The organism is Nocardioides psychrotolerans (assembly GCF_943371775.1).
GTDB lineage: Bacteria > Actinomycetota > Actinomycetes > Propionibacteriales > Nocardioidaceae > Nocardioides > Nocardioides psychrotolerans_A.
On the sequence record NZ_CALRWD010000005.1, the window covers coordinates 13,749 to 37,924 of the forward strand.

Annotated in this window: 23 protein-coding genes and 1 riboswitch; of the genes, 11 read left to right on the top strand and 12 right to left on the bottom strand. The window is 72.7% G+C overall.

Translation table 11 applies throughout. The features are described from left to right. Positions 1-11: 11 nt before the first annotated feature. Positions 12-1,064: a hypothetical protein gene (locus AAG827_RS02675; RefSeq protein ID WP_341924251.1), complete on the bottom strand. Its 1,053-nt coding sequence runs from the start codon at positions 1,062-1,064 to the stop codon at positions 12-14. Then, positions 1,061-2,575 (bottom strand): FAD-dependent oxidoreductase, encoded by a 1,515-nt coding sequence (locus AAG827_RS02680; protein WP_341924252.1) that lies wholly within the window; start codon positions 2,573-2,575, stop codon positions 1,061-1,063. Before AAG827_RS02680 ends, AAG827_RS02675 begins: the two co-directional genes overlap by 4 nt. Positions 2,576-2,656: 81 nt before the next feature. On the opposite strand from AAG827_RS02680, the gene AAG827_RS02685 reads away from it, so the two are divergent. From AAG827_RS02685 to AAG827_RS02700, 4 genes are read left to right on the top strand one after another with little or no spacing between them, the layout of a single operon-like run. Beyond that, positions 2,657-3,334 carry a TetR/AcrR family transcriptional regulator gene (locus AAG827_RS02685; protein WP_341924253.1) on the top strand — a complete coding sequence of 226 codons (678 nt, stop codon included), beginning with the start codon at positions 2,657-2,659 and terminating at the stop codon, positions 3,332-3,334. After that, a complete protein-coding gene (locus tag AAG827_RS02690) occupies positions 3,331-4,020 on the top strand; it encodes a class II aldolase/adducin family protein (RefSeq protein ID WP_341924254.1) in 690 nt (229 codons plus the stop codon). The genes AAG827_RS02685 and AAG827_RS02690 overlap by 4 nt, the downstream gene beginning before the upstream one ends. Then, positions 4,017-4,940: a sugar kinase gene (locus tag AAG827_RS02695; protein WP_341924256.1), complete on the top strand. Its 924-nt coding sequence runs from the start codon at positions 4,017-4,019 to the stop codon at positions 4,938-4,940. Before AAG827_RS02690 ends, AAG827_RS02695 begins: the two co-directional genes overlap by 4 nt. Positions 4,941-4,960: 20 nt before the next feature. Further along, positions 4,961-5,242, top strand: a complete 282-nt coding sequence (locus AAG827_RS02700; RefSeq protein WP_341924257.1) for a GNAT family N-acetyltransferase — start codon at positions 4,961-4,963, stop codon at positions 5,240-5,242. A gap of 10 nt (positions 5,243-5,252) precedes the next feature. Here the strand turns inward: AAG827_RS02700 and AAG827_RS02705 are convergent, their stop codons facing one another. The 5 genes from AAG827_RS02705 to AAG827_RS02725 form a co-directional block, all read right to left on the bottom strand. Further along, on the bottom strand, positions 5,253-7,043 hold the full coding sequence (locus AAG827_RS02705) for a hypothetical protein (protein ID WP_341924258.1): 1,791 nt from the start codon (positions 7,041-7,043) through the stop codon (positions 5,253-5,255). A 24-nt stretch (positions 7,044-7,067) separates the two neighbouring features. Beyond that, positions 7,068-8,504: an aminotransferase class V-fold PLP-dependent enzyme gene (locus tag AAG827_RS02710; RefSeq protein WP_341924259.1), complete on the bottom strand. Its 1,437-nt coding sequence runs from the start codon at positions 8,502-8,504 to the stop codon at positions 7,068-7,070. After that, positions 8,501-9,829, bottom strand: a complete 1,329-nt coding sequence (locus AAG827_RS02715; RefSeq protein WP_341924260.1) for an MFS transporter — start codon at positions 9,827-9,829, stop codon at positions 8,501-8,503. The genes AAG827_RS02710 and AAG827_RS02715 overlap by 4 nt, the downstream gene beginning before the upstream one ends. A 35-nt stretch (positions 9,830-9,864) precedes the next feature. Continuing rightward, entirely contained in the window at positions 9,865-10,611 is a 747-nt protein-coding gene (locus AAG827_RS02720; RefSeq protein ID WP_341924261.1) for a M15 family metallopeptidase, read from the bottom strand. A 73-nt stretch (positions 10,612-10,684) separates the two neighbouring features. Next, positions 10,685-11,869, bottom strand: a complete 1,185-nt coding sequence (locus AAG827_RS02725) for an alpha/beta fold hydrolase (RefSeq protein WP_341924262.1) — start codon at positions 11,867-11,869, stop codon at positions 10,685-10,687. A gap of 80 nt (positions 11,870-11,949) precedes the next feature. Between AAG827_RS02725 and AAG827_RS02730 the strand changes: the two genes are divergently transcribed. Continuing rightward, the gene (locus tag AAG827_RS02730; protein WP_341924263.1) at positions 11,950-12,753 is read left to right on the top strand and encodes a 3-hydroxybutyrate dehydrogenase; all 804 of its coding nucleotides are present in this window, start codon (positions 11,950-11,952) and stop codon (positions 12,751-12,753) included. A 168-nt stretch (positions 12,754-12,921) separates the two neighbouring features. On the opposite strand, the gene AAG827_RS02735 is transcribed toward AAG827_RS02730, so the two are convergent. Both AAG827_RS02735 and AAG827_RS02740 read right to left on the bottom strand, forming a co-directional pair. Next, positions 12,922-14,349, bottom strand: a complete 1,428-nt coding sequence (locus AAG827_RS02735) for a trehalose-6-phosphate synthase (RefSeq protein ID WP_341924264.1) — start codon at positions 14,347-14,349, stop codon at positions 12,922-12,924. 85 nt (positions 14,350-14,434) lie between these two features. Then, complete coding sequence (locus AAG827_RS02740) at positions 14,435-15,427, bottom strand: Gfo/Idh/MocA family oxidoreductase (RefSeq protein WP_341924267.1); 993 nt, start codon at positions 15,425-15,427, stop codon at positions 14,435-14,437. Between the two features lie 133 nt (positions 15,428-15,560). Here AAG827_RS02740 and AAG827_RS02745 point away from each other — a divergent pair, with 133 nt between their 5' ends. Beyond that, on the top strand, positions 15,561-15,857 hold the full coding sequence (locus AAG827_RS02745) for a DUF3263 domain-containing protein (protein WP_341924268.1): 297 nt from the start codon (positions 15,561-15,563) through the stop codon (positions 15,855-15,857). A 3-nt stretch (positions 15,858-15,860) separates the two neighbouring features. Beyond that, the gene (locus tag AAG827_RS02750; RefSeq protein ID WP_341924269.1) at positions 15,861-16,364 is read left to right on the top strand and encodes a LytR C-terminal domain-containing protein; all 504 of its coding nucleotides are present in this window, start codon (positions 15,861-15,863) and stop codon (positions 16,362-16,364) included. A 30-nt stretch (positions 16,365-16,394) separates the two neighbouring features. On the opposite strand, the gene AAG827_RS02755 is transcribed toward AAG827_RS02750, so the two are convergent. Beyond that, the gene (locus AAG827_RS02755) at positions 16,395-17,192 is read right to left on the bottom strand and encodes a hypothetical protein (RefSeq protein ID WP_341924270.1); all 798 of its coding nucleotides are present in this window, start codon (positions 17,190-17,192) and stop codon (positions 16,395-16,397) included. 64 nt (positions 17,193-17,256) lie between these two features. Here AAG827_RS02755 and otsB point away from each other — a divergent pair, with 64 nt between their 5' ends. The 4 genes from otsB to AAG827_RS02775 all read left to right on the top strand — a co-directional run bounded on the left by otsB (position 17,257) and on the right by AAG827_RS02775 (position 22,511). Then, the gene (otsB, locus tag AAG827_RS02760) at positions 17,257-18,102 is read left to right on the top strand and encodes a trehalose-phosphatase (protein WP_341924271.1); all 846 of its coding nucleotides are present in this window, start codon (positions 17,257-17,259) and stop codon (positions 18,100-18,102) included. Between the two features lie 214 nt (positions 18,103-18,316). Continuing rightward, complete coding sequence (gene lon / locus AAG827_RS02765; RefSeq protein WP_341924272.1) at positions 18,317-20,668, top strand: endopeptidase La; 2,352 nt, start codon at positions 18,317-18,319, stop codon at positions 20,666-20,668. 83 nt (positions 20,669-20,751) lie between these two features. Further along, a riboswitch (SAM riboswitch) is annotated at positions 20,752-20,884 on the top strand. Positions 20,885-20,893: 9 nt separating this feature from the next. Continuing rightward, positions 20,894-22,198, top strand: a complete 1,305-nt coding sequence (gene thrC / locus AAG827_RS02770; protein WP_341924273.1) for a threonine synthase — start codon at positions 20,894-20,896, stop codon at positions 22,196-22,198. A 37-nt stretch (positions 22,199-22,235) separates the two neighbouring features. Next, the gene (locus tag AAG827_RS02775) at positions 22,236-22,511 is read left to right on the top strand and encodes a MoaD/ThiS family protein (protein ID WP_309650181.1); all 276 of its coding nucleotides are present in this window, start codon (positions 22,236-22,238) and stop codon (positions 22,509-22,511) included. A gap of 3 nt (positions 22,512-22,514) precedes the next feature. Here the strand turns inward: AAG827_RS02775 and AAG827_RS02780 are convergent, their stop codons facing one another. Together AAG827_RS02780 and AAG827_RS02785 are read right to left on the bottom strand one after the other, a co-directional pair. Then, the gene (locus tag AAG827_RS02780; RefSeq protein ID WP_341924274.1) at positions 22,515-23,720 is read right to left on the bottom strand and encodes a DUF6596 domain-containing protein; all 1,206 of its coding nucleotides are present in this window, start codon (positions 23,718-23,720) and stop codon (positions 22,515-22,517) included. Between the two features lie 28 nt (positions 23,721-23,748). Further along, positions 23,749-24,105: a YciI family protein gene (locus tag AAG827_RS02785; protein WP_341924276.1), complete on the bottom strand. Its 357-nt coding sequence runs from the start codon at positions 24,103-24,105 to the stop codon at positions 23,749-23,751. Positions 24,106-24,176: the final 71 nt, after the last annotated feature.

Here is a 24,176-nt window from a genome sequence, read left to right on the forward strand (position 1 = left end):
CGAGGGTGACCTCAGCGGAAGTCGGCACCCTGTGGGAGGTACGGCGCCCGTCCCCGCTCGCCGACCTCGACCGCCAGGATCGCCTGGTGGCTGGCGTCGCCCTGGATCGCGGACTGGTTGGCCACCAGCACCTTCGTGCCGCTGAAGGTCGCGCTGCACGGGGTGTCGAACGGGATGCGCGAGCCGTTGTCCCCGGTGAACGGGGCGTCGGGGAAGCGGTCGAGCTCCTGGCCCGAGGGCGAGAGCTCGACGAGCTGGGCGGTGAGCCCCGCCATCGCGATGTAGATGTGCCCGGAGCGGCCGATGCCGAAGCCGTCGGGCAGCTCCCCGGGTTGCGAGGTCCACAGTGTCGACAGGGTGCCGGGCCTCCCGCCGCTGCGGGTGCCCAGGCGGAAGAGGTGGCCGTTGGTGGGCAGGCCGGCGGTCTGCGAGGTCTGCTGGCTGATCAGGAAGTCGCGCTTCTGCGGGCGGTAGACGATGCCGGTGGTGCCGAACTCCACGCCGTCGAGGTCGGTGTCGCTGAACCACCGCGTGACCGCGCCTGCGCGGGTGACCTTCCAGATCACGCCGTCGCCGTAGTCGGTGACGTAGAGCGCACCGCCCGGCCCCCAGGCGGCGTAGTTGGGCACGGCGCCGCCGGGCAGGCGCGCGATCGTGCGGAAGCGCCCGGTCGTGACGTCGAGGGTCAGGATCGCCGAGCGAGACGTCTCGAGCAGCACGAGGCGGCCGTCGCGGGTCTGGTGGGCGACCTGCACGCCGTGGCTGCCGTCGCGCACCTGGAGTCGCTGGGGCAACGCCCAGGAACGCTGCAGGGTGCCGCCGGAGGTCCACTCGAAGACCTTGGAGGCCTTGCGGCTCGCGCTGTCGACGTAGGTGCCGGCGTAGACGCGGCTGTTGCGGTGCTTGAAGACGTACGCCGGGTAGCCCGGCGCCGGCACGGACGCGAAGACCCGGGTCGTCCACTTCGGCGGGGCAGCGGCTGCGGTGGCCGTGGCGGTGGTCGGCGACACCAGCAGGCTGCTCGCGAGGAGGGCGGCGGCGAGCGTCGTGAGCAGGCGCTTCACAGGCGCTCCAGGACCTCGGTCGCGGCACGCTTGCCGGAGCGGACGGCGCCGTCCATGTAGCCCGACCAGTAGGTCGAGGTCTCGGTGCCGGCCCAGTGCACCCGGCCGAAGGGCTGGCGGATCGACGGGCCGAACGCGACCAGCGAGCCCGGGGCGTGGATGGCGGTCGGACCTCCGCGGGTCCACTGCTCCTTGGTCCAGTCGTGCTCGACGTAGTCGATCGGACGCAGCGCCTGCGGGCCGAACATCGCGGCGAAGCCCTCGAGCACGTGCTGGCGGCGCTTGGCCCGGGTCATCACGCCGTAGCGACGCCAGGTCGCCCCGCCGACGAAGGCGAGCAGCACGCCGGGACCGCCTGACGGCGGGGTGTTGTCGAAGACGGCGCGGGCGGCGCCGGAGTCGTTGATGCCGAAGCCGTTGAGCCCGGCCTTGCGCCAGAAGGGCGTGCGGTAGACGGCGTCGCACTTCATCAGCTGGCCCATGTCCATGTGGCGCAGCAGCTGGAGGCGCTTGGTCGGCAGTCGCGGGAACCAGTCGATGTCGAGGACCAGGGGCGGGGGAGCGGCGACGATGACGCGCTCGGCCGTGACGGTGCCGCGCCCGGTGTGGACGACGACGCGGTGGTCGCGCTGCTCGATCCTCGTGACCGGGGCGGCCAGCGCGACGATGTCGCCGAGCCGCTGCGCCAGCCGCAGCGGCACCAGCTGGGAGCCGCCGACGAAGCGTCGCTCCTGCGCACCCCCCGCGGTGTCGGAGTTGCGCGCGAAGGTCCCGACGTTGCGCTCGTTGCCCGAGCACGCGACGTACCAGAGCGTGTAGAGGAAGGACAGTTCGTCGGGGTCGGCGCCGAAGCCGGGCTGGGTCCAGCAGCGGATCAGGTTGCCGATGCCGGCGGAGTTGACGCTGTTGCGGCGGATGAACTCGCCGAGCGTCATCGCGTCCCACTCGGCGGCACGCGGGTGGCTCCACGGGGCGTCGACGGGTATCTCGGCGGCGAAGGAGTCGATCTGCTGGAGCAGGAGTGCGGCATCGGCGAGGATCGTGGGGTCCGGCGGGACGGTGCCGGTGAACTCCTGGCGGCCGGTCGTCGAGGAGATGTAGACGCTGTTGCCCTTGTTGTACTCCAGGAACGTCGGCACCTTCAGCTCGCGCGCGAGTGCCAGGATGTGGTCCTGGGTCGGGCCGACGAACGCGCCGCCGGACTCGATCGTCTCGCCGGTGTCGAGGGTGTGGTTGAGCACGCGGCCGCCGACGCGCTGGCGGGCCTCGACGAGGAGCACCGTTTTCCCGCCGCGCGCGACCTTGCGGGCCGCGACCAGGCCGGCGATGCCGCCGCCGACCACGACGACGTCGACCGCGCGGGGGAGTGCACCCTGGAGGCCGCCCGCGGCGGCCGCCTCGGCGGCGTACGACGACGGGGTGAGGCCGGCGAAGGCGCCGGTGCCCAGCGCGGCACCCGTGAGGCCGGTCGCGGTGAGCGCGGTGCGGCGGGTCAGCGTGAGGTCGGTCAACGGGGTCTCCTCGACGTGCGGTCACGGGCGGCAAACATGAACATGTGTCATGTTTCGGTTCTTGAGCCTACACTCCGGGACATGGCATCTCCACGGGCTGAGGCGGCCGTCACTGACCCGGTCAACGACCGGGTGGGCCCTGCGGTCACGGGTCGACGCCGCGTGCCGACCCAGGCCCGCAGCCGGCGCAAGGTCGAGCACCTCCTCGACGCGGCCGCGGCGCTGGTCGTCGAGCGGGGTGTCGAGGCGCTGACGACCCGCGACATCGCGGAGGCGGCGGGGGTGCCCGTGGCCTCGCTCTACCAGTACTTCGCGGCCAAGGAGGACGTCCTGCTCGCCATCGCCGAGCGCGACATGGCCGAGATGGACGCCCAGGTCGTGGCCGACCTCGCGGCCGAGCCGGCGTTGACGCTCGAGGCGCTGGTGCGCACGACGATGGGGGCCTTCGTGACCGTCTACCACCGGCGCCGGGCCTTCGTCGAGATCTACCTGCGCGGGCGCACCAACGTGGCGGTCCACCAGTTCGGCCGCGAGCACAACGCCCGGGTCGCCCAGCTGCTGCGCGACGTCGCGATCGAGCAGGGTCTCGCGCTGCCGACGCTCTCGCCGATGGTCGCGACGCTCGCCGTCGAGGTCGGCGACCGCGTGTTCCAGCTGGCCTTCGAGTACGACGACGACGGCGACCCCGCGCTGATCGAGGAGGGCATCACGATGGTGAGCGCCTACCTCGACCGCCACACGGCGGGGAGCGTCTCGTGAGCGGCCTGCGCAGCTCCGTCGCTGCCGCCGCCCGACGGCTCGCCGAGGCCGGGCTCCTCGTCGGCACGGCGGGCAACGTCAGCGCCCGCGACCCGCTCCATGGCGACCGGGTGGCGGTGACGGCCACCGGGGTGGTCCTGGCCGGCTGCGCGGTCGACGACGTGACGGTGGTGTCGCTGGCGTCGGGGGAGGTCCTCGAGGGTCGGCTGAGGCCCACGTCCGAGATCGACCTGCACCTCGGCGTCCTCGCGTCCGACCCGGGAGTCGCGGCGGTCGTGCACACCCACGCGCCCTACAGCACCGCGGTCGCGTGCGTCCTCGACGAGCTGCCGGTCCTGCACTACCAGCAGCTGGCCCTGGGCGGCGCCGTGCGTGTCGCCCCCTACGCGACCTTCGGCAGCCCCGAGCTCGCCGCGCACGTGCGGGACGCCCTCGCCGGCCGGCAGGCGGCCCTCATGGCCAACCACGGCTCCGTCGCCGTCGGCGCCTCCCTCGATGCCGCGGTGGAGCACGCACTGCTGCTCGAGTGGCTCGCGACGCTGCACCACCGCGCCAGCGTCCTCGGCACCCCGCGGGTGCTCACCGAGGCCCAGCAGCTCGACGTCATCACGGCCGCCCTCTCGCGCGGCTACGGGCGCACCCACCCCGTCGACCCCTCACCGCACCCACCAGGAGACCGCCCATGAGCCCGATGAGGATCGCCTGCGTCGGCGTGCACGTCCTCGACACCCACGTGATCGGCATCGAGTCGATCCCCGCCTCCTCCGACGGCCAGCTGGTGGAGACGATCCGCTTCTCCCCGGCCGGCACGGCGGGCGGCACGGCCGTCGTCCTCTCCCGGCTGGGGGCCGACGTCACGAGCTTCGGCGCGGTCGGCACCGACCCGATCGCGGACACCCTGCTCGGGCTGCTGGCGCGCGAGGGCGTCGCCATCTCGGGCCTGGTGCGCAAGGACGCCCACCAGACCTCCGCCTCGGTGATCCCCGTGCGGTCCAACGGCGACCGCCCGGCCTGGCACTGCATCGGCGCCAACGGCGCCTTCACCCTCGACGACCTCGACCTGGCCGCCCTGGAGGGGATGACCCACCTGCACCTGGGCGGGCCGGAGTTCCTCGGTGGCGAGGCGGCCGGGCAGCTGCTCGCGCACGCCCACTCGATCGGCGCCACCACCTCGCTCGACGTCCTGGCCCCGGGCGACCCCGACATGCTCGCCTGGATCGCCGACGCGCTGCCGCACACCGACTACCTGCTGCCCAACGACGAGCAGGTGCTGGGCTTCACCGGCGCTGCGTCGCTCGTGGAGGGCGCGCAGGCGCTCGTCGCGGCCGGTGCCGGTTGCGTGGCCGTGACCCAGGGCGCGAAGGGCGCGCTCGTCGTGACGACGGACGGCGTCCTCGAGGTGCCGGCGTACGAGATCGACGTGGTGGACACCACCGGCTGCGGCGACGCGTTCTCCGCCGGCTTCCTGCGCGGGCTCGCCCTCGGGCTGGACCACCGCGGTGCCGCCGAGCTCGGCTGCGCCACCGCGGCCCAGGTCGCGCAGGGGCTCGGCACCGACGCGGGGAGCTACGACCTCGCGTCGGTGCGGACGTTCGCTGCCCGCTGAGCGTGGGTACGGTGACCTGCATGAGCGACATCGAGGTCACCGACAACACCGAGCGCCACCGCTTCGAGATCACCTCCGACGGGGCCGAGGCCGGCTTCGCGGACTACGAGCTCGCGGAGGGGGTCATCGAGCTCACGCACACCGTGGTCCGCGACGGCTTCGAGGGGCAGGGCATCGGCGGCAAGCTCGTCAGCCACGCCCTCGACTCGGCACGCTCGCGCGACCTCCGCGTCGTCCCCACCTGCTCGTTCGTGAAGGGCTACGTCGAGAAGCACCCGGAGTACGCCGACCTGGTGGGCTGAGGACCGAGGCCTACGACACCGCGGCGAACGGCACCGGGAAGTCCACGACGGACTCCTGGCCGGGCGTGACGCGCACGGTGCCGCGCATGGTCAGCGAGTCGGGCAGGTCCACCAGGTAGGGAGTGCCCGGGTCGTTGCGCACCCCGCTCACCCGGCAGCCGTAGTCGCCGCCGATCAGGTTGAGCATCCGGATCTCCAGGTCGACCTGGGGCTCGAGGAAGTACTCCGAGTCGCTGTCACGAGAGCTCGAGCACGTCACCATCCGCACGACCTCGCCGGTCCAGGGCCAGGGGTCGCCCGTGGCAGGGTCGACGAGGCGGCCGCGCAGGGATCCCTGTCGGGGCTGGGCATCGAGGTCGACCAGGACCTCACCGCCGCTCACCTCGACGGTCACCGGCTCGGGTGCGGCGGCGACGTTGGTGTCCGTGCGCGGGCCCACGTCGTAGGTGCCGTCGGGCAGACTGCGGAAGGTGAAGGTGTCGCGGTCGCGGAGGACGTGGTAGCGCACGAGGGCATAGTCGTCTGCCTGTGGGTCCTGCGCGTCGACCACCTCGGCGCGTGACGAGATCATCAGCTCGTTGCCCGGGTCGGCCGTCACCGTGATGCTGCCGGAGCCGCTGCGCCCGGTCATCAGGGCCGGCGTCGCCGTGCCGCGGCGCACCGTGACGGTGCGCCAGGCGTTGACCGGCAGGTTGGACTGTCGAGGGGCCTTCCACTGGGCGTAGACCTGGTAGGTGCCGGGGGTGAGCCCGTCGATCCGCCCGGAGTCGACGTCGATCTGGTCCCGGCCGATGAACGACCCCGTCGGGCTCAGGAGCGCGACCGCAGCCGGCCGCTTCGGCGTGGCGCTGCCGTCGATCGTGACGTCGATCGACCCGCGGCTGCCCCGGGGCGCCACGACGTCGACGCGCCTGACCTCGCCCGGCGAGAGCGTGAACCGCTTGTAGGCCTTGGGGACACCGCGCGCGAGACCGAGGCCGAGGAGCCCGACACGCAAGCGATAGGTCAGGTCCGGGTCGGCGAGCAGCAGGCGGAAGCTGTAGCGACCCTGCGCGTCGGTCAGCGTCGCCTGCGGCGCTTCGGCGCCCGCCTGCAGCGACACCGGCACCTGGGCGTCCGGCCGCCCCAGGGTCACCACGCGCCCGGTCACCGTCGCCAGCCGGACGCCGAACGTGAGCCGGGCGGTCCTGCCTGCTCCGACGGTGAAGACCTTGCGCTGCCCGTGGTTGGTCGCCAGGTGACGACCCGGTGCCAGGCCCCGCACCGTCGCGATGCCGTTGCGCACGGTGGCCCGCTGCCCCGAGACGTTGACCTCGCCGCCGAGGGACCCGTTGCGCACCGTCACGACCGCCGTGGCGGGCCGCACCGTCCGGATCGTGCCCACCGCCACTGCTGGACTGGTCTCCGTCGTCTCGAAGTAGCGGGTCAGGGCCGGCAACGAGTACGCCGTGCCGGCCGGGCCGACGTGCAGCATCACCGTCCGCTTGGCCTCAGGTGCCGCCTTGCAGGGGTCGCCCGCCTCGCAGACCAGCACGGCGAAGAGCCCGGGCCGCTCCTCGCCCGTGAAGGAGAAGCGCCCGTCGGCGCCGGTCCTGGTCGTCACCGAACGGCGCAGGTTGCGCAGGTCGAGCAACCGCACCGCGAGCCCGGCCTGCGGGGCACCCCCGGGCGCCAGGACCCGTCCCGTGACGCCGCCGGGCGCGAGAGGCGCGAGCGCCGTCGCGGCGGGCGCGACGAGCCCGAGCAGGGCGATCGTGAGCAGCGTGGTGAGCAGGCGGGGCAGGAGCGGGCGGGCGGTCATGCCTGGTCCGACGCCCGCACGGTCTCAGAAGTTCGTGGACGGTCGGGAGAGCCGGTCGAGGAAGGCGAGGAGCACGGCCTCGCGCAGCGCGGGGGAGGCCACGTCGAGCAGGGCGTTGATGTCGGCCATGCGGGTCGGCAGCGCCAGGTCGCCGCCGTCGCCGTCGCCGCCGCCGACGAGCCCCGCGGCGACCAGCAGCCCGTCGAAGTCGTCGTCGCTGAGCGAGGCCGGGTCCAGCCCGGCGACGTAGTCGGCCACCCCGGGGTCGACCGCGACCGGACCGCTGGCGGCGGCGACCTCGACGGACGCGGCGAGCGCGGCCAGGAAGTCGTCGACGTGGGTGAGGGTGGCGGCGCTGATCGAGAGGTGGATGTTGGCCGGGAGGTCGCCGTAGGTCAGCTGCGGCTGGACGTACCAGCCGCGCTCGGCCATCTCGTCACACACCGTGAAGGGGTCGCACGAGTCGTCGGTGACGATCGTGACGAGGGTCGAGTCCGGTGCGGTGAGCACCCGCAGACCCGGCACCTCGGCGATGCCCGCGACGATCCGGTCGGTGGCCTCGAAGACGTCGTGCGCGAGCCTCTCGTAGCCCGCGTCGCCGATCGACTGCACGACCGCCCACGCCCCCGCGGTCGGACCGCCGGAGCGCGTCGACTGCATCGTGGAGTTGAGCATCGTGTAGCCCGGCCAGTCGGCGCTCGCGAAGAACTGCGGGCGGCGCAGCGCGGGCGTGCGGTGCAGCAGGAGCGAGGTGCCCTTGGGGGCGTAGCCGTACTTGTGCAGGTCGAGCGAGATCGACGTGACCCCCTCGACGGCGAAGGTCCACGGCCGGACCGGGCGCCCGATGCGCGCCGCGTAGGGCAGCACCCAGCCGCCGATGCAGGCGTCGACGTGGCAGCGCACCCCGGCCGCCGCAGCCGCCGCGGCGATCTCGGTGACGGGGTCCACGACCCCGTGCGCGTACGACGGCGCGCTGGCCACCACGAGCACCGTGCTGTCGTCGATGGCGGCCGCCATGGCCGCGGCGTCGGCGCGCAGGTCGTCGCCGCAGGGCACCTCGACGGCGCGCACCCCGAAGTAGTGGGCGGCCTTGCGGAAGGCCGAGTGGGCCGAGGTGGTGATGACCATCGTCGGGGCCGTGACCTCGGGACGGGCGTCGCGGGCGGTCTGCACCGCGAGCAGCACCGACTCGGTGCCGCCGCTGGTGACCGACCCGACGACCGTGTCGGGGGCGTCGACGAGCCGGGCCGCGAAGCCGACGAGGTCGTTCTCCATCTGCAGCAGGCTGGGGAACGCGGTCGGGTCGAGCCCGTTGGACCCGGCGTAGGCGGCGACCGCCTCGCGACCCACGCGGTCGACCTCGGCCAGGCCGGAGTCGTAGACGTAGGCGAGGGTGCGACCGCCGTGGACCGGCAGGTCACCGGCCTGCATCGCTGCGAGTCGTGCGAGCACGTCCGTCATGCGTCGACCTCCGTGGCGTCGAGGGAGTAGCGGCTCAGCCACCAGAGGCTGAGCAGGGTCAGGGCCGCGGGCAGCAGCGAGAAGCCGAGCACGATCGCGGTGAGCGCGGAGTCGGGCTGCACGACGTCGGCGTCGCCGGAGGTGCTGGAGCGGTAGCCACCGATCGCCAGCACCACGGCGAAGACACCCGGCCCGAGCGCGAGGCCGAGGGTCTCGCCCGCGGTCCACACACCGGTGTAGACACCGGCCCGGTTGGAGCCGGTGCGCCGTGCGTCGACGGCGGCCGCGTCGGGCAGCATCGCCATCGGGAAGACCTGGCAGCCGGCGTAGCCCACGCCCACCAGGGCCACCGCGGCGAAGACGACCCACGCGGGCGTGACCTGCGCCAGCACCGACAGGGCGGCTCCCGCGGCGAGGATCAGCGACGACGCGACGTAGCCGGCCTTCTTGCCGACCCGTCCGCCGACCGCCGACCAGACCGGCGTCAGGAGAAGCGCGGGGCCGACGAAGCAGACGAAGAGGACGGTGGCCGCGCCCGTGCTCTCGAGCACGTCCTCGGCGAGGTAGGCGACGCCGGCGAGCATGCAGCCGGTGGCCAGCGCCTGGAGGACGAACGTCGTCAGGAGCAGCCGGAAGTCCCGGGCGGTCGCGACGATCCGCAGCTGGTCGCGCAGCGAGCCCGGGCCCGCCTCGACGGTGCCGACCGGCGCGCGGCGCGTGCCGACGTAGGCACTGATGACGCCCACGGCGATGATGAGCGCCATCACGACGCCCATGACGCGGTAGCCGGCGCGGCCGCCGACCGCGTCGCGGATCACCGGTGCGGTGGCGCCCGCGAGCATGATCGTGAAGGCGAGGATCGCGACCCGCCAGGTCATCAGCCGCGTGCGCTCGTCGTAGGACGACGTCATCTCGGCGGGCATCGCGACGTAGGGCACCTGGAAGAACGCGTAGGCCGTCGCGCAGGCCAGGAAGGCGACGAGCACCCACGCCGCCTCCGCGACCCGCGAGCCCAGCTCGGGGGCGGCGAAGATCAGCGCAAAGGACACCGACAGCGTCAGGCCGGCGCGCAGCAGCCACGGCCGCCGCGGACCGCGTGGGTCGACGGTCCGGTCGCTGATGCGTCCCGCGACCGGGTTGAGGACCACATCCCACGCCTTCGGCAGGAAGACGATGACACCCGCGACGATCGCGGCGATGCCGAGGCTGTCGGTCAGGTAGGGCAGCAGCATCAGCCCGGGCACGGTCCCGAACGCACCGGTCGCCACCGACCCCGAGCCGTAGCCGATCCGGACGCCGCGCGGCAGGGGCGTGGAGGCGGGCATCCCCGCACCCTAGTTGCGCGGGCGGGGCCGCGACGTCAGATGCCGCAGCTCGGCGCGCTCCAGGTCTGCCCGCTGCGCACGTCGACGTGCACGTGGTCGTCGTGACCGGGGTAGCCGGGACCGAAGATGCCGCCGAAGCCGGTGTAGCGCGCCCCGCCGGCGATGGTGCAGAAGCTCACCATCGAGCTGACCAGGTCGATCGCGGTGCCGTAGGTGTGCTGACCGGTGCCGCTGCCCCCGACCTGCCGGTCGCACGCCTGTGAGCGGAAGCCCGAGGTGACCGTCAGCGGCTGGTTGCCGAGCCGCTGACGCAGCGCCTCCGCCCGCCACATGGCACGCAGCAGGTTGGCCTTGACCGTCGCCTCGCCGACCGAGCCGCCGCTGTAGCCGCCGGCCCCGCACCCGCCGTCGACCTCCGCATAGGAGAAGTGCGCCGGCGTGCAGTCGGCGTCCTGCAGCTCATAGATCTTCGCGTACGTCGCCGGGCCGGCCACGCCGTCCGAGCCCAGGCCGTAGGCGGTCTGGAAGCCCCGCACCGCGGCGACCGTCTGGGCGCCGTAGCTGCCGTCGATCGCCATGTTGACGCCGTAGCCGGCCCAACCGGCGACCCGCACCTGGAGCTCCGCGACGTCGGACCCGGTGGCGCCGGAGCTGAGCGTGCGGCCCCAGGAGTAGCACTCGTCGGCGTGGGCGGGGGCGGTCGTGGCGGTGAGGGCGACCAGGCTGGTCAGGGTGACCAACGCGGCCGTGAGGCACGCGCGGGTGCGGGACAGCGAACGCATGGGAGGGCCTTCCGAGAGGGACGTGGTCCCTCCACCGTGGCCCAGGCAGCACCGGTCCGGTAGCGGGAAACCCCTAGGAACGCAGGGCCCGCGAGGCCGCGGAGCCGTGCTTGCGGGGGCCGGTGCCGATGCGCGGCTCTTCCGGCCCCTCCTCGGCGGCCCCGTCGGTGCTCGCGTCGCTGCTCGCGTCCGCGCTCGACCACTGGTCGATCCACTCGTCGAGCGCGCGCCACGTGGTGGTGCGGGCGCCGCGACCGGTCAGCATGCCGAGGTGGCCGCCGGGGACGATCTCGAAGCGCACCTCTCGCGATCCGGTGAGCAGCGGCACCACGGCCTTGACCGCGGAGACCGGCGCGATGCCGTCGGTGGAGCCGCCGAAGACGAGCACCGGGGCGGTGATGTCGGCGACCGAGATCGTGCGGTCGTCGAGCTCCATCGACCCGTTCTTGAGGGCGTTGGCCTTGAGGAAGCGGTGGTAGAGCTGCCCGAACGTGCGGCCGGGGTAGGCGATCATGTTGGCCGTGAAGCGGTCCACCGCCTCGATCTGTGCGAGCCACTCGGTGTCGTCGAGGTGGGTCGCCACCGCGATCGGCTTGGTGACCAGCTTCTGGAAGGACGAGAGCTGGAAGGCCCACTTGACCAGGGGCTTCGGCGCACCGCCCATGACCTGGTAGGCGCGGGTGATCATGCCGCGGCCCTCGGTGAGGTTGAGCAGCGGCCGGATCGGGGCGACCAGCGGCACCAGGCTCACGTCGAAGGGCGAGCCGACGACGCTGATCGAGGCGATCGGCAGGTCGGGGGAGTCGGCGGCGGTGAGCAGCGAGAAGATCCCGCCCAGGCTCCAGCCGACGACGTGGACCGGGCGCCCGCCCGCGTGGGCGGACACCTCGCGGATCGCCGAGGGGATGACCTCGTCGATCCAGTGCTCCATGCCGAGGTTGCGGTCGCGGAAGGAGACCTCGCCGTACTCCACGAGGTAGGTCGGCCGGCCCTCGTGCACGAAGTGCTCGACCAGCGAGCAGCCTCGGCGCAGGTCGTAGCAGATCGCGGGCGCCGCGAGCGGGGTGACGAGCAGCACCGGGTCGCCCTGCTCGACGACCTTGGCGGCCGGGCGGTAGTGGTAGACCTCGCGCAGGGTGCCGTCGTCGATGAGCGTGCGGGGCATCGGGCGGAGGTCGGCCAGCCCGCCGTAGAACACCCGGTGGGCGACGTTGCTGGCGGCGGAGACGACCTGATCAGGCTTCGGGATCAAGTCCATGGGTGAAAACTACCGCGCGGGGCCTCACGGGAGGCGGTGTCTCGTGCCCCTCGGAGGGCCACCCCCGTAGCATCCGCCGCATGTCCGACGTCGCTGCTGCTCCCGGGTCCGGCCCGTCCACCGCCTCCTCCGCGCTCTCCGGACGCACGGCTCTCGTGACGGGCGGGGGGAGCGGCATCGGCCGCGCGGTGTCGGCCCGGCTGGCGGCCGACGGCGCCCACGTGATCGTGCTGGACCGCGACGAGGCGTCGGCCCGCGCGGTGGCGGCCGAGGTCGGTGGCGAGCACCTGGTGGCCGACCTCGGCGACCGCGAGGCGATCGAGGCGCTCGGCCTCGGCAGCCGGGTGCGAGCCGACATCCTGGTCAACAACGCCGGACTGCAGCACGTGGCGCCGCTGGAGGACTTCGACCCCGACAAGTTCGCCCTGATCCACCGGGTGATGCTGCAGGCTCCGTTCCTGCTCACGCGCGCGCTGCTGCCCGGGATGTACGACGGCGGCTGGGGGCGCATCGTCCACGTGAGCTCGGCGCACGGGCACCGCGCGTCCGCGTTCAAGTCGGCCTACGTCAGTGCCAAGCACGGGCTGGAGGGGCTCTCCAAGGTCATCGCCCTGGAGGGCGCGTCGAAGGGGGTCACGAGCAATACCGTGTGCCCGGGCTACGTGCGCACGCCGCTCGTCGAGGGGCAGGTCGCAGACCAGGCCACCCGGCACGGCATCGCCGAGGAGGACGTCCTGGGCGACGTGCTCCTCGCGCGCACGGCGGTCAAGCGGCTCGTCGAGCCCGAGGAGGTGGCCGGGCTGGTGGCGTTCCTGTGCGGACCCGGCTCCGGCTCGATCACCGGCTCCTCGCACCTGATGGACGGCGGCTGGACGGCCGCCTGAGCGGGGCTCAGGCTGCCTCCCCCGGAAAGTGCGGCACGTTTTCGACCTCCGGGACCTCGGGGAATGTCGAAAACGTGCCGGACTATCCCGGCTGAGCCTCGAAGACCCGAATCATCCACGTCCGGGTCGCACCGAGGTCGAGCGAGCCGGCGATGGAGACCTCGAGCGTCACGACCGCTTGGCGGGGCGGACCGGCTTGGCGTGGACGTTGTCGACGTCCGCCAGCTCGCTCATGAAGCTGTCGGCCCATGCGGCGACGTCGTGCTGGCTGATCGTCTTGCGCATCGCCCGCATCCGCTTGGTGAGCTCGCGCTCGTCGGCGTTGTAGGCGTCGAGCATCGAGGACTTCATGCCGTTGATGTCGTAGGGGTTGACCAACCACGCCTGGCGCAGCTCGTCGGCCGCCCCGGCGAACTCCGACAGGACCAGGGCGCCGTCGTCCTCGAAGCGGCAGGCGACGTACTCCTTGGCGACGAGGTTCATCCCGTCGCGGTAGGGGGTGACGACCATGATGTCGGCGGCACGGTAGAGCGCGGCCATCTCCTCGCGCGGGTAGGAGGAGTGGAGGTAGCTGATCGCGGGACGGCCGATGCGGCCGAGGTCGCCGTTGATGCGGCCGACGAGGCGGTCGATCTCGTCGCGCAGGATCCGGTATTGCTCGACCTGCTCGCGCGAGGGCACCGCCACCTGCACGAAGACGGCGTCCTCGACGTCGAGGTGCCCGTCGGCGATCAGCTCGCTGAAGGCGCGCAGGCGGGCGTAGATGCCCTTGGTGTAGTCGAGACGGTCGATGCCGAGGAAGATCCGACGCGGGTTGCCCAGCGCCTCACGGATCGCGGTGGCGCGCTCGGCGACGGCGTCGGACTGCGCCAGCTCCTGGAAGCCGGCGGCGTCGATCGAGATCGGGAACGCCGCGGCCCGCACGGTGCGACCGTCGGGCAGGTAGACCAGGTCGCGGTGCGTCTTGTGGCCCACGCGCTGGCGCACCAGCCGCACGAAGTTGGCCGCGCCGCCGGGCAGCTGGAAGCCGACCAGGTCGGCCCCGAGCAGGCCCTCGAGCAGCTGACGCCGCCAGGGGAGCTGCTGGAAGAGCTCGGCCGGCGGGAAGGGGATGTGGAGGTAGAAGCCGATGCGCAGGTCGGGACGCAGCTCGCGCAGCATCTGCGGGACCAGTTGGAGCTGGTAGTCGTGGACCCACACCGTCGCGCCCTCGGAGGCGATGTCGGCGGCCCTCTCGGCGAAGCGTCGGTTGACCGCGACGTAGCCGTCCCACCACTCCCGGTGGAACTCCGGCTTGGCGACGAGGTCGTGGTAGAGCGGCCAGATGGTGCCGTTGGCGAAGCCCTCGTAGAAGGTCTCGACCTCCTCCTGGCTCATCGTCATCGGCACCAGGTGCATGCCGTCGAACTCGAAGGGCTCCAGGTCGGTCTCGGTGCCGCCGGGCCACCCGATCCAGGTGCCGTCGTTGGCCCGCATGACCGGCTCGATGGCGGTCACGAGACCACCTGGTGAGCCTCGCCAGCCCGGTGTCCCGTCGCTCAGCTCCACCCGGTCGACGGGCAGGCGGTTGGCGACGATCACGAGATCAGCGGACACGTCTCCGACCCTAGTGGGCGCGGGGTCGCCCGTCGTCGCCGATCCCTCGCCCCTGCGGGTGAGTCCGCGTCGCTGCGGGTGCCCCCTAGGCCGGGTCGACGGCGTAGCGCACGCCGATCTGGCGGCGTACGTCGTCCATCTGGCGCATCAGCGTCAGGGTCTGGGCGTGCGGGACCCACGGGCTCTCGCGCAGCCCTTCAGCCAGGCACCGGCCGACCTCGGCGATCTCGTTGCCGTAGCCCACGCCGATGACCGGCGTCTCGGCCTCGATGCGCACGGGCTCGCCGCCGGCCGGTCGCCACACGGCGTACGTCGGGTGGTGGAACTGGGCGGGCACCTCCAGGCGGCCCTCGTCGGTCGCCACCGCTGCGGCCCGTGAGGACCACGAGGTCATCGACGCGGCCATGAGGCCGAGCGCGCCGCCGGGGTAGCGACCGGTCATCGCGACGTCGAGGTCGATGCCGGCCTCCGACAGCACGGCGCTGGCCGTGAGCGACTCGGCCTCGCCGAGCACCAGGTGGCAGAACGTGAGGGGGTAGATGCCCATGTCGAGCAGCGCGCTCGCGCCGAGGGCCGGGTCGAGGAGCCGGTGCTCGGGACCCTGGTCGACCACGAAGCCGAGCTCGGCCGAGGCCTGGCGCGGGGTGCCGAAGCGACCGGCGCGGACGCCGTCGACGAGCGTGCGGACGACCGGGTTGCAGGCGGTCCACATCGCCTCCATCAGGAAGCGGTCGTGCTCGGCCGCCAGACGCACCATCTCCTCGGCCTCGACCAGGTTGAGGGTCACCGGCTTCTCGCACAGGACGTGCTTGCCGGCCTCGAAGGCCAGGCGGGTGTTGGCCAGGTGCATCGAGTGGGGGGTCGCGACGTAGACGACGTCGACGTCGGGGTCGGCCACCAGTGCCTCGTAGGAGCCGTGCGCGCGACCACCGTGCTCGTCGGCGAAGGCCTGCGCCGACTCGATCCGGCGCGAGCCGACGGCCACCAGCTCCGCGTCGGGGACCAGCGCCAGGTCGGTCGCGAAGCTGTGGGCGATCTTGCCGGTCGCGAGGATGCCCCACCGGGTCTTCTGAGCCATGCCGTCGACCCTAGTGGCTGGCCGCAGGACCCCTTCCGCACCACGGGCAACACGACCCGCGGGGCGAATGACATCGGTGTGGTTCTTCACCTACAGTGGGTACACACGACATCACACGCACGGGAGAGAGCGCATGGACGCAGCGAACGCCCTCGACGGCCGCGAGGCCGAGGCACCGCTGACCCTCAGCGAGCGCGACCGCGAGATCCTCGACTTCGAGCGCCAGTGGTGGAAGTACGCCGGCGCCAAGGAGACCGCGGTCCGCGAGAAGTTCGACATGAGCTCCACGCGCTACTACCAGGTCCTCAACGCCCTGATCGACCGCCCGGAGGCCCTCGAGGCCGACCCGCTGCTGGTCCGTCGCCTGCGCCGACTGCGCTCCCAGCGCCAGCGCCAGCGCTCGGCCCGTCGACTCGGCTTCGAGGTCTGAACCGTGCGCAGCCGCACCAGTCGCCGTCGTGACGAGCGCGGCGTGGTCTTCCCCTCGCCGGTCGTGATGCTCAGCATCATCGCGGTGGCCATGGCCGCCGTCGCCTTCGTCGCCACCCGTGGCGCCGAGCCCACCGAGCGTGAGGTCACCACGGTGGCCCGCAGCCAGTCGCCCTCGCCGAGCCCGTCGGCCAGCGCGAGCCCCACGCAGGAGCCCAAGCCCAAGCCGGCCATCAAGCGCGGCAAGATCTACGTCGAGGTCTACAACAACTCCGGCATCACGGGCCTGGCCGGCACGGTCGCCGAGCGCACCACCGATGCCGGCTGGCAGGTCGTCGGCACCGACAACTGGTATGGCTCGGTCAGCGGCAACACCGTCTTCTTCCCGCCGCGCCTCAAGGCCGAGGCCAAGCTCCTCGCCCTCGACCTCGGCATCGACCGCACGGCGGTCGCGGTCGACCCGATGCGGCTCGACCGCCTCACGGTCATCATGACCGGCGAGCTCTGACGCAGTCTCCTGCGCGCGGGGCGGCTCGCGTCAGAAGCCGACGCGTTCCGCCACGCGCACCCGGCTGAAGGCGGCGTCTGCGGAGAAGAACAGGTCGAACCCGTCCACCAGCAGGTGGTCGCACGGCTCCCCGGTCGTGCATCGGCGGGCTGCCTGCACCGCCGCGTCGCTGAGGCCGAGCAGCCCGACCGCGCGGGCCAGGGCGGGTCCGTCGGCTGCAGCCACCTGGACTCCGGCGCCGATCCCGACCACGAGCGTGCCGGTGCGTCCGTCCTCGCGGCAGTCGAGGTCGCGGTCCTCCAGGCAGGTCCACCCCGCTTGCGCCAGCCCCTGGCGCAGTCGGGGGAGGTCCAGCTCGAGCAACGTCGGCAGCCCCTCGTCGCCCAGCACGGCACCCTCGCCGCTGGTCGTGCGACAGCGCGTCACGCGGGCGCCGCTCACCTCGGGCAGGGGCAGGTCGGCCAGCAGGTCGGGCGACTCGACCTCGGCCAGGAACGCCTCCGACATCGCCGCGACCACGCGCCTCTCGGGGCCGCAGTAGGCCACGCGCGTCACGGTCGCCCCGTCCGGGGTGCTGGTCAGCGTGACGGTGTCGGCCGTGGCCGCGGGGTGGGCGCCGGGCCGGGTGCACGCGTCGTACGGCGACTGGGGATCGAGCGCCGGACCGCAGGTGTAGCCCAGGTCCTCGACCTTCGCGAGGAAGTCGTCACGCTCGGCGACGGTGAGGTCGATGATGCGGGTCTCGGTGACCGTGGTGAGCGGCTCGTCGCTCCCGGTGCAGGCGGTCAGCAGGGCGCCGGAGGCGAGGAGGAGCGGGAGAGTGCGCATACCTGTCATGTTGCCTTCGTCCCATCCGGCCAAACCGGGGCCGCCGACGTGGTTGGGTTGGGGCGTGGAGTTCACGTCGATCGCAGGCGAGCAGAAGTACGCCGCCCTGGTCCGCGCCGCCGCCGAGGCCGTCATCGGCCTCGACTTCGACGGCACCCTGTCGCCGATCGTCGACGACCCGGCTCAGGCCCACATCCACCCCGACGCCGGTGAGGTCCTGCTCGACCTGGCCTCCCAGGTGGCCGCGATCGCCGTCATCACCGGCCGCCCGGCCCGCCAGGCGCTCGACCTCGGTGGGCTCGAGGAGGTCGGCAACGCGATCGGCGACGCCGGCAAGGAGCTCTACCTCTTCGGCCAGTACGGCAACGAGCGCTGGACCTCCACCAACCGCCGCGTCATCGGTCCGCGACCCCCCACCGGCCTGGCGAGCTTCGAGCGCGACCTGCCGCGGGTGCTGCGTCGCGCCGACGCGGCCGAGGCGCACCTCGAGGACAAGGTCCTCTCCGTCGCGATCCACACCCGCCGACTGCCCGACCCGGAGGCGGCCTTCGCCCGGCTGCTCCCGCTGGTCGAGGAGCTCGCGGCCCGCCACGACCTCGTCGTCGAGCCCGGCCGCAACGTGCTCGAGGTGCGTTCCGCCGGCATCCACAAGGGGATGGTCGTCGAGCGCCTGACCGAGGAGCTCGGTGCCGGCGCCTTCCTCTTCGCCGGGGACGACCTCGGTGACCTCGAGGCCTTCGACGCGGTCAGCGCCCTCGGCAAGGAGGGGCTCCCGACGCTCCTGGTCTGCTCGGCCTCCGACGAGGAGAACGCTCTCGTCGCCCGCGCCGACGTCGTCGTCCACGGTCCCGCGGGGGTCCTGGACCTGCTGCGCCAGCTCACCACCGACGCCCGCTCGCTGCGCGCCTGACCCGTCCCTTGCCGAGTCGGCGCAATGTTGCATCGGGCGGGTGCACCATCGCGCCGACTCGACCCCGCGGGTGCACCATCGCGCCGGGTCGGCGGTGGCCGTTCGCCCAGGGAGAACAGCGGAACACCCCTCGTGCCCCGTGAGTTGAGTCGACACCACTCAAGAATCGCCGGGGCCGCCAGGCGACCTCGACCCTCACCCCCAGGGGCGTCCCATGACCGTCACCCGCTTGCCCGTCCTGTTCGTCACCGACCTCGTCGTGCTGCCCGGGATGGTCGTCCCCATCGAGCTCGACGAGGCCGCGCAGGCAGCCGTCGACGCGGCCCGCGCCGGCAGCGAGAGCCGGCTGCTCGTGGCGCCGCGGCTCGAGGACCGCTACGCGTCGTACGGCGTCGTGGCCACGATCGACCGCGTCGGCAAGCTCGCCGGCGGGGCGCCGGCCGCGGTCCTGAAGGCCGAGCAGCGGGCTCGCATCGGTGCCGGCGTCACCGGTCCCGGCGCGGCCCTGTGGGTCGAGGTCGAGCCGGTCGAGGAGACCGTGACCGACCATGCCCGCGAGCTCGCGGAGGACTACAAGCGCCTCGTCGTGGCGGTGCTCCAGCGTCGCGAGGCCTGGCAGGTCATCGACTCCGTGCACCGCATGACCGACCCGAGCCAGATCGCCGACGCGGCCGGCTACGCGCCCTACCTCACCGACGAGCAGAAGCGCGAGCTCCTCGAGACCCCTGACATCGAGCAGCGGCTCGAGACCGTCATCGGGTGGACCCGCGACCACCTCGCCGAGGCCGAGATCGCCGACCAGATCGGCGCCGACGTGCGCGAGGGCATGGAGAAGTCGCAGCGCGAGTTCCTGCTGCGCCAGCAGCTCGCCGCCATCCGCAAGGAGCTGGGGGAGGGCGAGCCGGAGGGAGCCGACGACTACCGCGGCCGCGTCGAGACCGCCGACGTCCCCGACCACGTGCGCGCCGCCCTGCTCCGCGAGGTCGACAAGCTGGAGCGCTCCAGCGACCAGAGCCCCGAGACCGCCTGGATCCGCACGTGGCTCGACACCGTGCTCGACCTGCCCTGGGCGGTCCGCACCACCGACAGCACCGACGTCACGGCCGCCCGCGCGGTCCTCGACGCCGACCACCACGGGCTGGACGAGGTGAAGGAGCGGATCGTGGAGTACCTCGCGGTGCGCTCCCGCCGCGCCGAGCGCGGCCTCGAGGTCGTCGGCGGCCGCGGCTCCGGCGCGGTCATCCTGCTCGCCGGTCCTCCGGGCGTCGGCAAGACCTCGCTCGGCGAGTCCGTCGCTCGCGCTCTGGGGCGTGAGTTCGTCCGCGTCGCCCTGGGCGGCGTGCGCGACGAGGCGGAGGTCCGCGGCCACCGCCGCACCTACGTCGGCGCGCTCCCCGGTCGCATCGTGCGCGCGATCAAGGAGGCCGGCTCGATGAACCCGGTCGTCCTGCTCGACGAGGTCGACAAGGTGGGTGCTGACTACCGTGGGGATCCTGCGGCGGCGCTGCTCGAGGTGCTCGACCCCGCGCAGAACCACACGTTCCGCGACCATTACCTCGAGCTCGACCTCGACCTCTCCGACGTGCTCTTCATCGCCACGGCCAACGTCGTCGAGCAGATCCCGAGCGCGCTGCTGGATCGCATGGAGCTGGTCACCCTCGACGGCTACACCGAGGACGACAAGGTCGCGATCGCCCGCGACTTCCTGCTCCCGCGCCAGCTCGAGCGCGCCGCGCTGACCCCCGAGGAGGTCACGATCAGCGACGCCGCGCTGCACGAACTCGCGGCCGACCACACCCGGGAGGCCGGTGTGCGCCAGCTGGAGCGGCTGCTCGCCAAGGCGCTGCGCAAGGCTGCGACGCGCCTGGCCGTCACCGACGCGGAGACCGTCGCGATCGACGTACCGGAGCTGCGTGAGCTGGTCGGACGACCGCGCTTCACCCCGGAGGCCCACGAGCGTACGGCGGTCCCCGGGGTCGCCACCGGCCTCGCCGTCACCGGGCTCGGGGGAGACGTGCTCTTCATCGAGGCCTCGGCCCACGAGGTCGCGGGCGGTGGTTCCGGGGGCACGGGCGGGCTCACCCTCACCGGCCAGCTCGGCGACGTGATGAAGGAGTCGGCGCAGATCGCGCTCTCCTTCGTGCGCGCCCACGCCGACGACCTGGGCGTCGACCGGAGCTTCTTCGAGAAGGCGATCCACGTGCACGTCCCTGCCGGCGCCGTGCCGAAGGACGGGCCGTCCGCGGGCGTCACGATGGTGACCGCGCTGACCTCGCTCGCGACCGGACGCCCCGTGCGCGGTGAGGTCGGGATGACCGGCGAGGTCACCCTCAACGGGCGGGTGCTGCCGATCGGCGGCGTCAAGCAGAAGCTGCTCGCGGCCCAACGCGCCGGCCTGACCGAGGTGTTCCTGCCGCAGCGCAACGAGCCCGACCTGGACGACGTCCCGGCCGAGGTGCTCGAGGCGGTCACGGTCCACCTCGTCGCGGACGTGCTCGACGTGGTCGCCGGGGCCCTCAGCGCGGTCGAGGACGTCCCGGCGGAGGGCTCCGGCGTGGCCGCCTGACGTGCTCCGACGACGGGCACATCGGGTCCCAGCATCCGGACTCGATGTGCACATCGTGAGACGCAGCCCGTACTGTTGTCGACAGCTCATCAAGAGGGACTGAGGGTACGGCCCAGTGAAGTCCCGGCAACCGCCACGTGCCCCCTGCCATCGCGCAGTCGTGGAAACGGTGCTAATTCCGTCCTGGCGCGAGGTACGTGCCGGGGAAGATGAGAAGGAGGACACATGAGCGCCGTCATCACCGAGCAGTCCCAGGTCGACGAGGCCACCCCGGCCCCCGAGGCGGCCACCGGCATCCGCGAGGGTGCCTTCGGCAACGCCACCGGCCTCTCGTGCCGCGAGTGCGGCCACGGTGTCGAGCTGGGCCCGTTCTACGCGTGTCCGGAGTGCTTCGGCCCGCTCGAGATCGCCTACGACTTCCCCGCCGTCACGCGCGAGGAGATCGAGGCCGGCCCGGCCAACATCTGGCGCTACAAGGCGCTGTTGCCGGTCCCGACCGACATCGAGCAGAGCCCCAACATGGAGCCCGGTTTCACGCGGCTGCTGAAGGCCCGCAACCTCGGCCGTGAGCTCGGCATCGACAACCTGTGGGTCAAGGACGACAGCACCAACCCCACCAACTCCTTCAAGGACCGCGTCGTCGCCTGCGCCCTGAGCGCCGCGACCGAGTTCGGCTCGAAGGTCTTCGCCTGCCCGAGCACCGGCAACCTCGCCAACGCCGTGGCCGCCGCGGGCGCGCGCGCCGGGATCAAGACGGTCGTCTTCATCCCGAGCAACCTCGAGACGCCCAAGCAGGTCAACTCCGCCGTCTTCACCGAGTCGCTGGTGGCCGTCAACGGCAACTACGACGACGTCAACAAGCTGGCCTCGGAGATCGCGGGCGAGGAGGACGGCTGGGCGTTCGTCAACGTCAACGTGCGTCCCTACTACGCCGAGGGCTCCAAGACACTGGGCTACGAGATCGCCGAGCAGCTCGGCTGGCGCCTGCCCGACCAGATCGTCATCCCGGTCGCCTCCGGCTCCCAGCTGACCAAGGTGCACAAGGCCTTCCAGGAGCTGATCAAGCTCGGTCTGGTCGAGGACAAGCCCTACAAGGTCTTCGGCGCCCAGGCCACCGGCTGCTCGCCCGTCTCGGTCGCCTACAAGGCCGGCGTCGACGCGATCCGTCCGGTCAAGCCCGACACGATCGCCAAGAGCCTGGCGATCGGCAACCCCGCCGACGGCATCTACGTGCTCGACATCTGCCGCGAGACCGGCGGCGCCGTCGAGGACATCACCGACGACGAGGTCCGCGAGGGCATCGTGCTGCTGGCCCGCACCGAGGGCATCTTCACCGAGACCGCCGGCGGCACCACGGTCGGCGTCCTGAAGAAGCTCGTCGAGACCGGCCAGCTCGACACCACCCTCGAGACCGTCGTCATCAACACCGGCCACGGCCTCAAGACCCTCGACGCCGTCTCCGGCATCGTCGGCCCCACCGCCACCATCGAGCCGTCCTACGCCGCGTTCGTCGCGGCCGGCATCGCCTGACCAGCCTGACCACCCGAGCAACCAGGAGTCCCGCACCGTGAGCGTTTCCGTCCGCGTCCCCACCATCCTGCGCACCTACACCGGTGGGGAGTCCGAGGTCTCCGCCTCGGGCGCGACGCTCGCCGAGGTCCTCGACGACCTGGACGCCAGCTATGCCGGGATCAAGGCGCGGATCCTCGACGACAAGGGCGCGCTGCGCCGCTTCGTCAACGTCTACGTCGGCAACGACGACGTGCGCTTCCTCGAGAACCTCGACACCCCCACCCCCGACGGCACCCAGGTCTCGGTCATCCCCGCCGTCGCCGGCGGCTGATCCTCACCCGAGCTCCGCGCGTCGCCGCTCCAGGTGGCGCCGCTCCGCAGCGTTGAGGCACAACCCCAGCGCCTCGTCGTACGACGAACGCGCGAGGTCGGCGAGACTCGCGCGCGCCGCCAGCTCGGCGCGGGCGGCCGGGAGCCGGTGACCCGGCACCACCAGACCGTCGAGCAGCGCGAGCCCGGCGAGCGGGCCGTCCGCCTCTGCGACGGCGATCGCGCGGTTGAGCCGGACCACGGGTGAGTCCACCAGCGCGAGCAGCTCGTCGTAGTGACGCACCACCCGCCCCCAGTCGGTGTCACGCGCGCGCCGGGCGATCGCGTGCTCGGCGGCGATCAGCGCCTGGAGCAGCCACGGAGTGCCCGGCGCGGTGACGTGGGGGGTGAGCAGGCCGATCGCCTCGTCGATCTCGTCGACGTGCCAGCGGCTGCGGTCCTGGTCGGGCAGGAGGACCAGCTCGCCGTCGTGCACGCGCGCGTCGCGGCGCGAGTGCTGGAGCAGCATCAGTGCCAGCAGCGCGTCCAGGTCGACGTGGCCCGGAGCGAGGGCGCGCACGAGTCGGACCAGCCGGATCGCCTCCGCGGTCAGGTCCGCGAGAAGCACCTCCTCGCCCGACGGTGGTGCGTAGCCCGCGGTGAACGCGAGGTAGGCGACCTCCGCCACGACCGCGAGGCGTTCCTCCAGCTCCGGACCGCTCGGCACCTCGAAGCGCGCACCCGCCAGCGACTGACGCGCGCGGGTCAGTCGCGCGGCCATGGTCGGCGTGCTCACCAGGAAGAGCTGCGCGATGTCGGCCGTGGACACGCCGAGGACCAGACGCAGGGTCAGTGCCGCCGCGTTCTCGCGCGACAGCGAGGGGTGGGCGGCCAGCAGCACCAGCCGCAGCCGCTCGTCCACCACCTCCTCGCCGACGTCGACCATCGTGCGCCGTGCCTCCTCCGTCAGCTCCGCCTCCACGGCGAGCAAGGGCAACCTGCGGCTCGCGACCGCCTCCGAGCGGAGGCGGTCGAGGATCCGGCGCCGGGCGGCGACGAGCAGCCAGGCGGGGGGATTCGCGGGGGCACCGTCGACCGGCCAGGTGCGCGCAGCCGCCTCGAAGGCGTCGCCGAGCGCGTCCTCGGCCAGGTCGAGGCGTCGGAACTGCGCGACCAGCAGGGCCATCAGCCGGCCCCACTCGTCCTGCAGCTGCCTCTCGAGCGGGCTCACCCGTCAGGGGTCGACCGGACCACGAGGCTCACGCCATGCCGCCCGTGGTGGCGCGCAGCTCGAGGGCGCCCTCGCCGTCGGCCAGGATTGCCACGCAGTCGAGCAGGTCGTCGAGGTCGTCGGAGGAGATCAGGTAGAAGCCCGAGAGCTGCTCCGCGCTCTCGGCGTACGGCCCGGTGGTGACGCTGACCGCCCCGGGCGCGCCACGCACGACACGGGCCTGCGCGCTCGGCTGGAGCTCGGCGCCGGCCTTGACCTGGTGGCCACGTGCGGCCAGGGCCTCGCCGAACGCCATGTGCTTGGCGTAGGTCGCGTCGCGCTCGGCCTGGGGCACGGCGTCCCATGCGGCCTCGTCGGAGGGGATCAGCAGGAGGTAGTCGGTCATGGCACGGCCTTTCGCAGTCGTGGTGCTCGGAGTCTGTCACCGAGATGACGCGCGGGACAGGGCCGGATCGA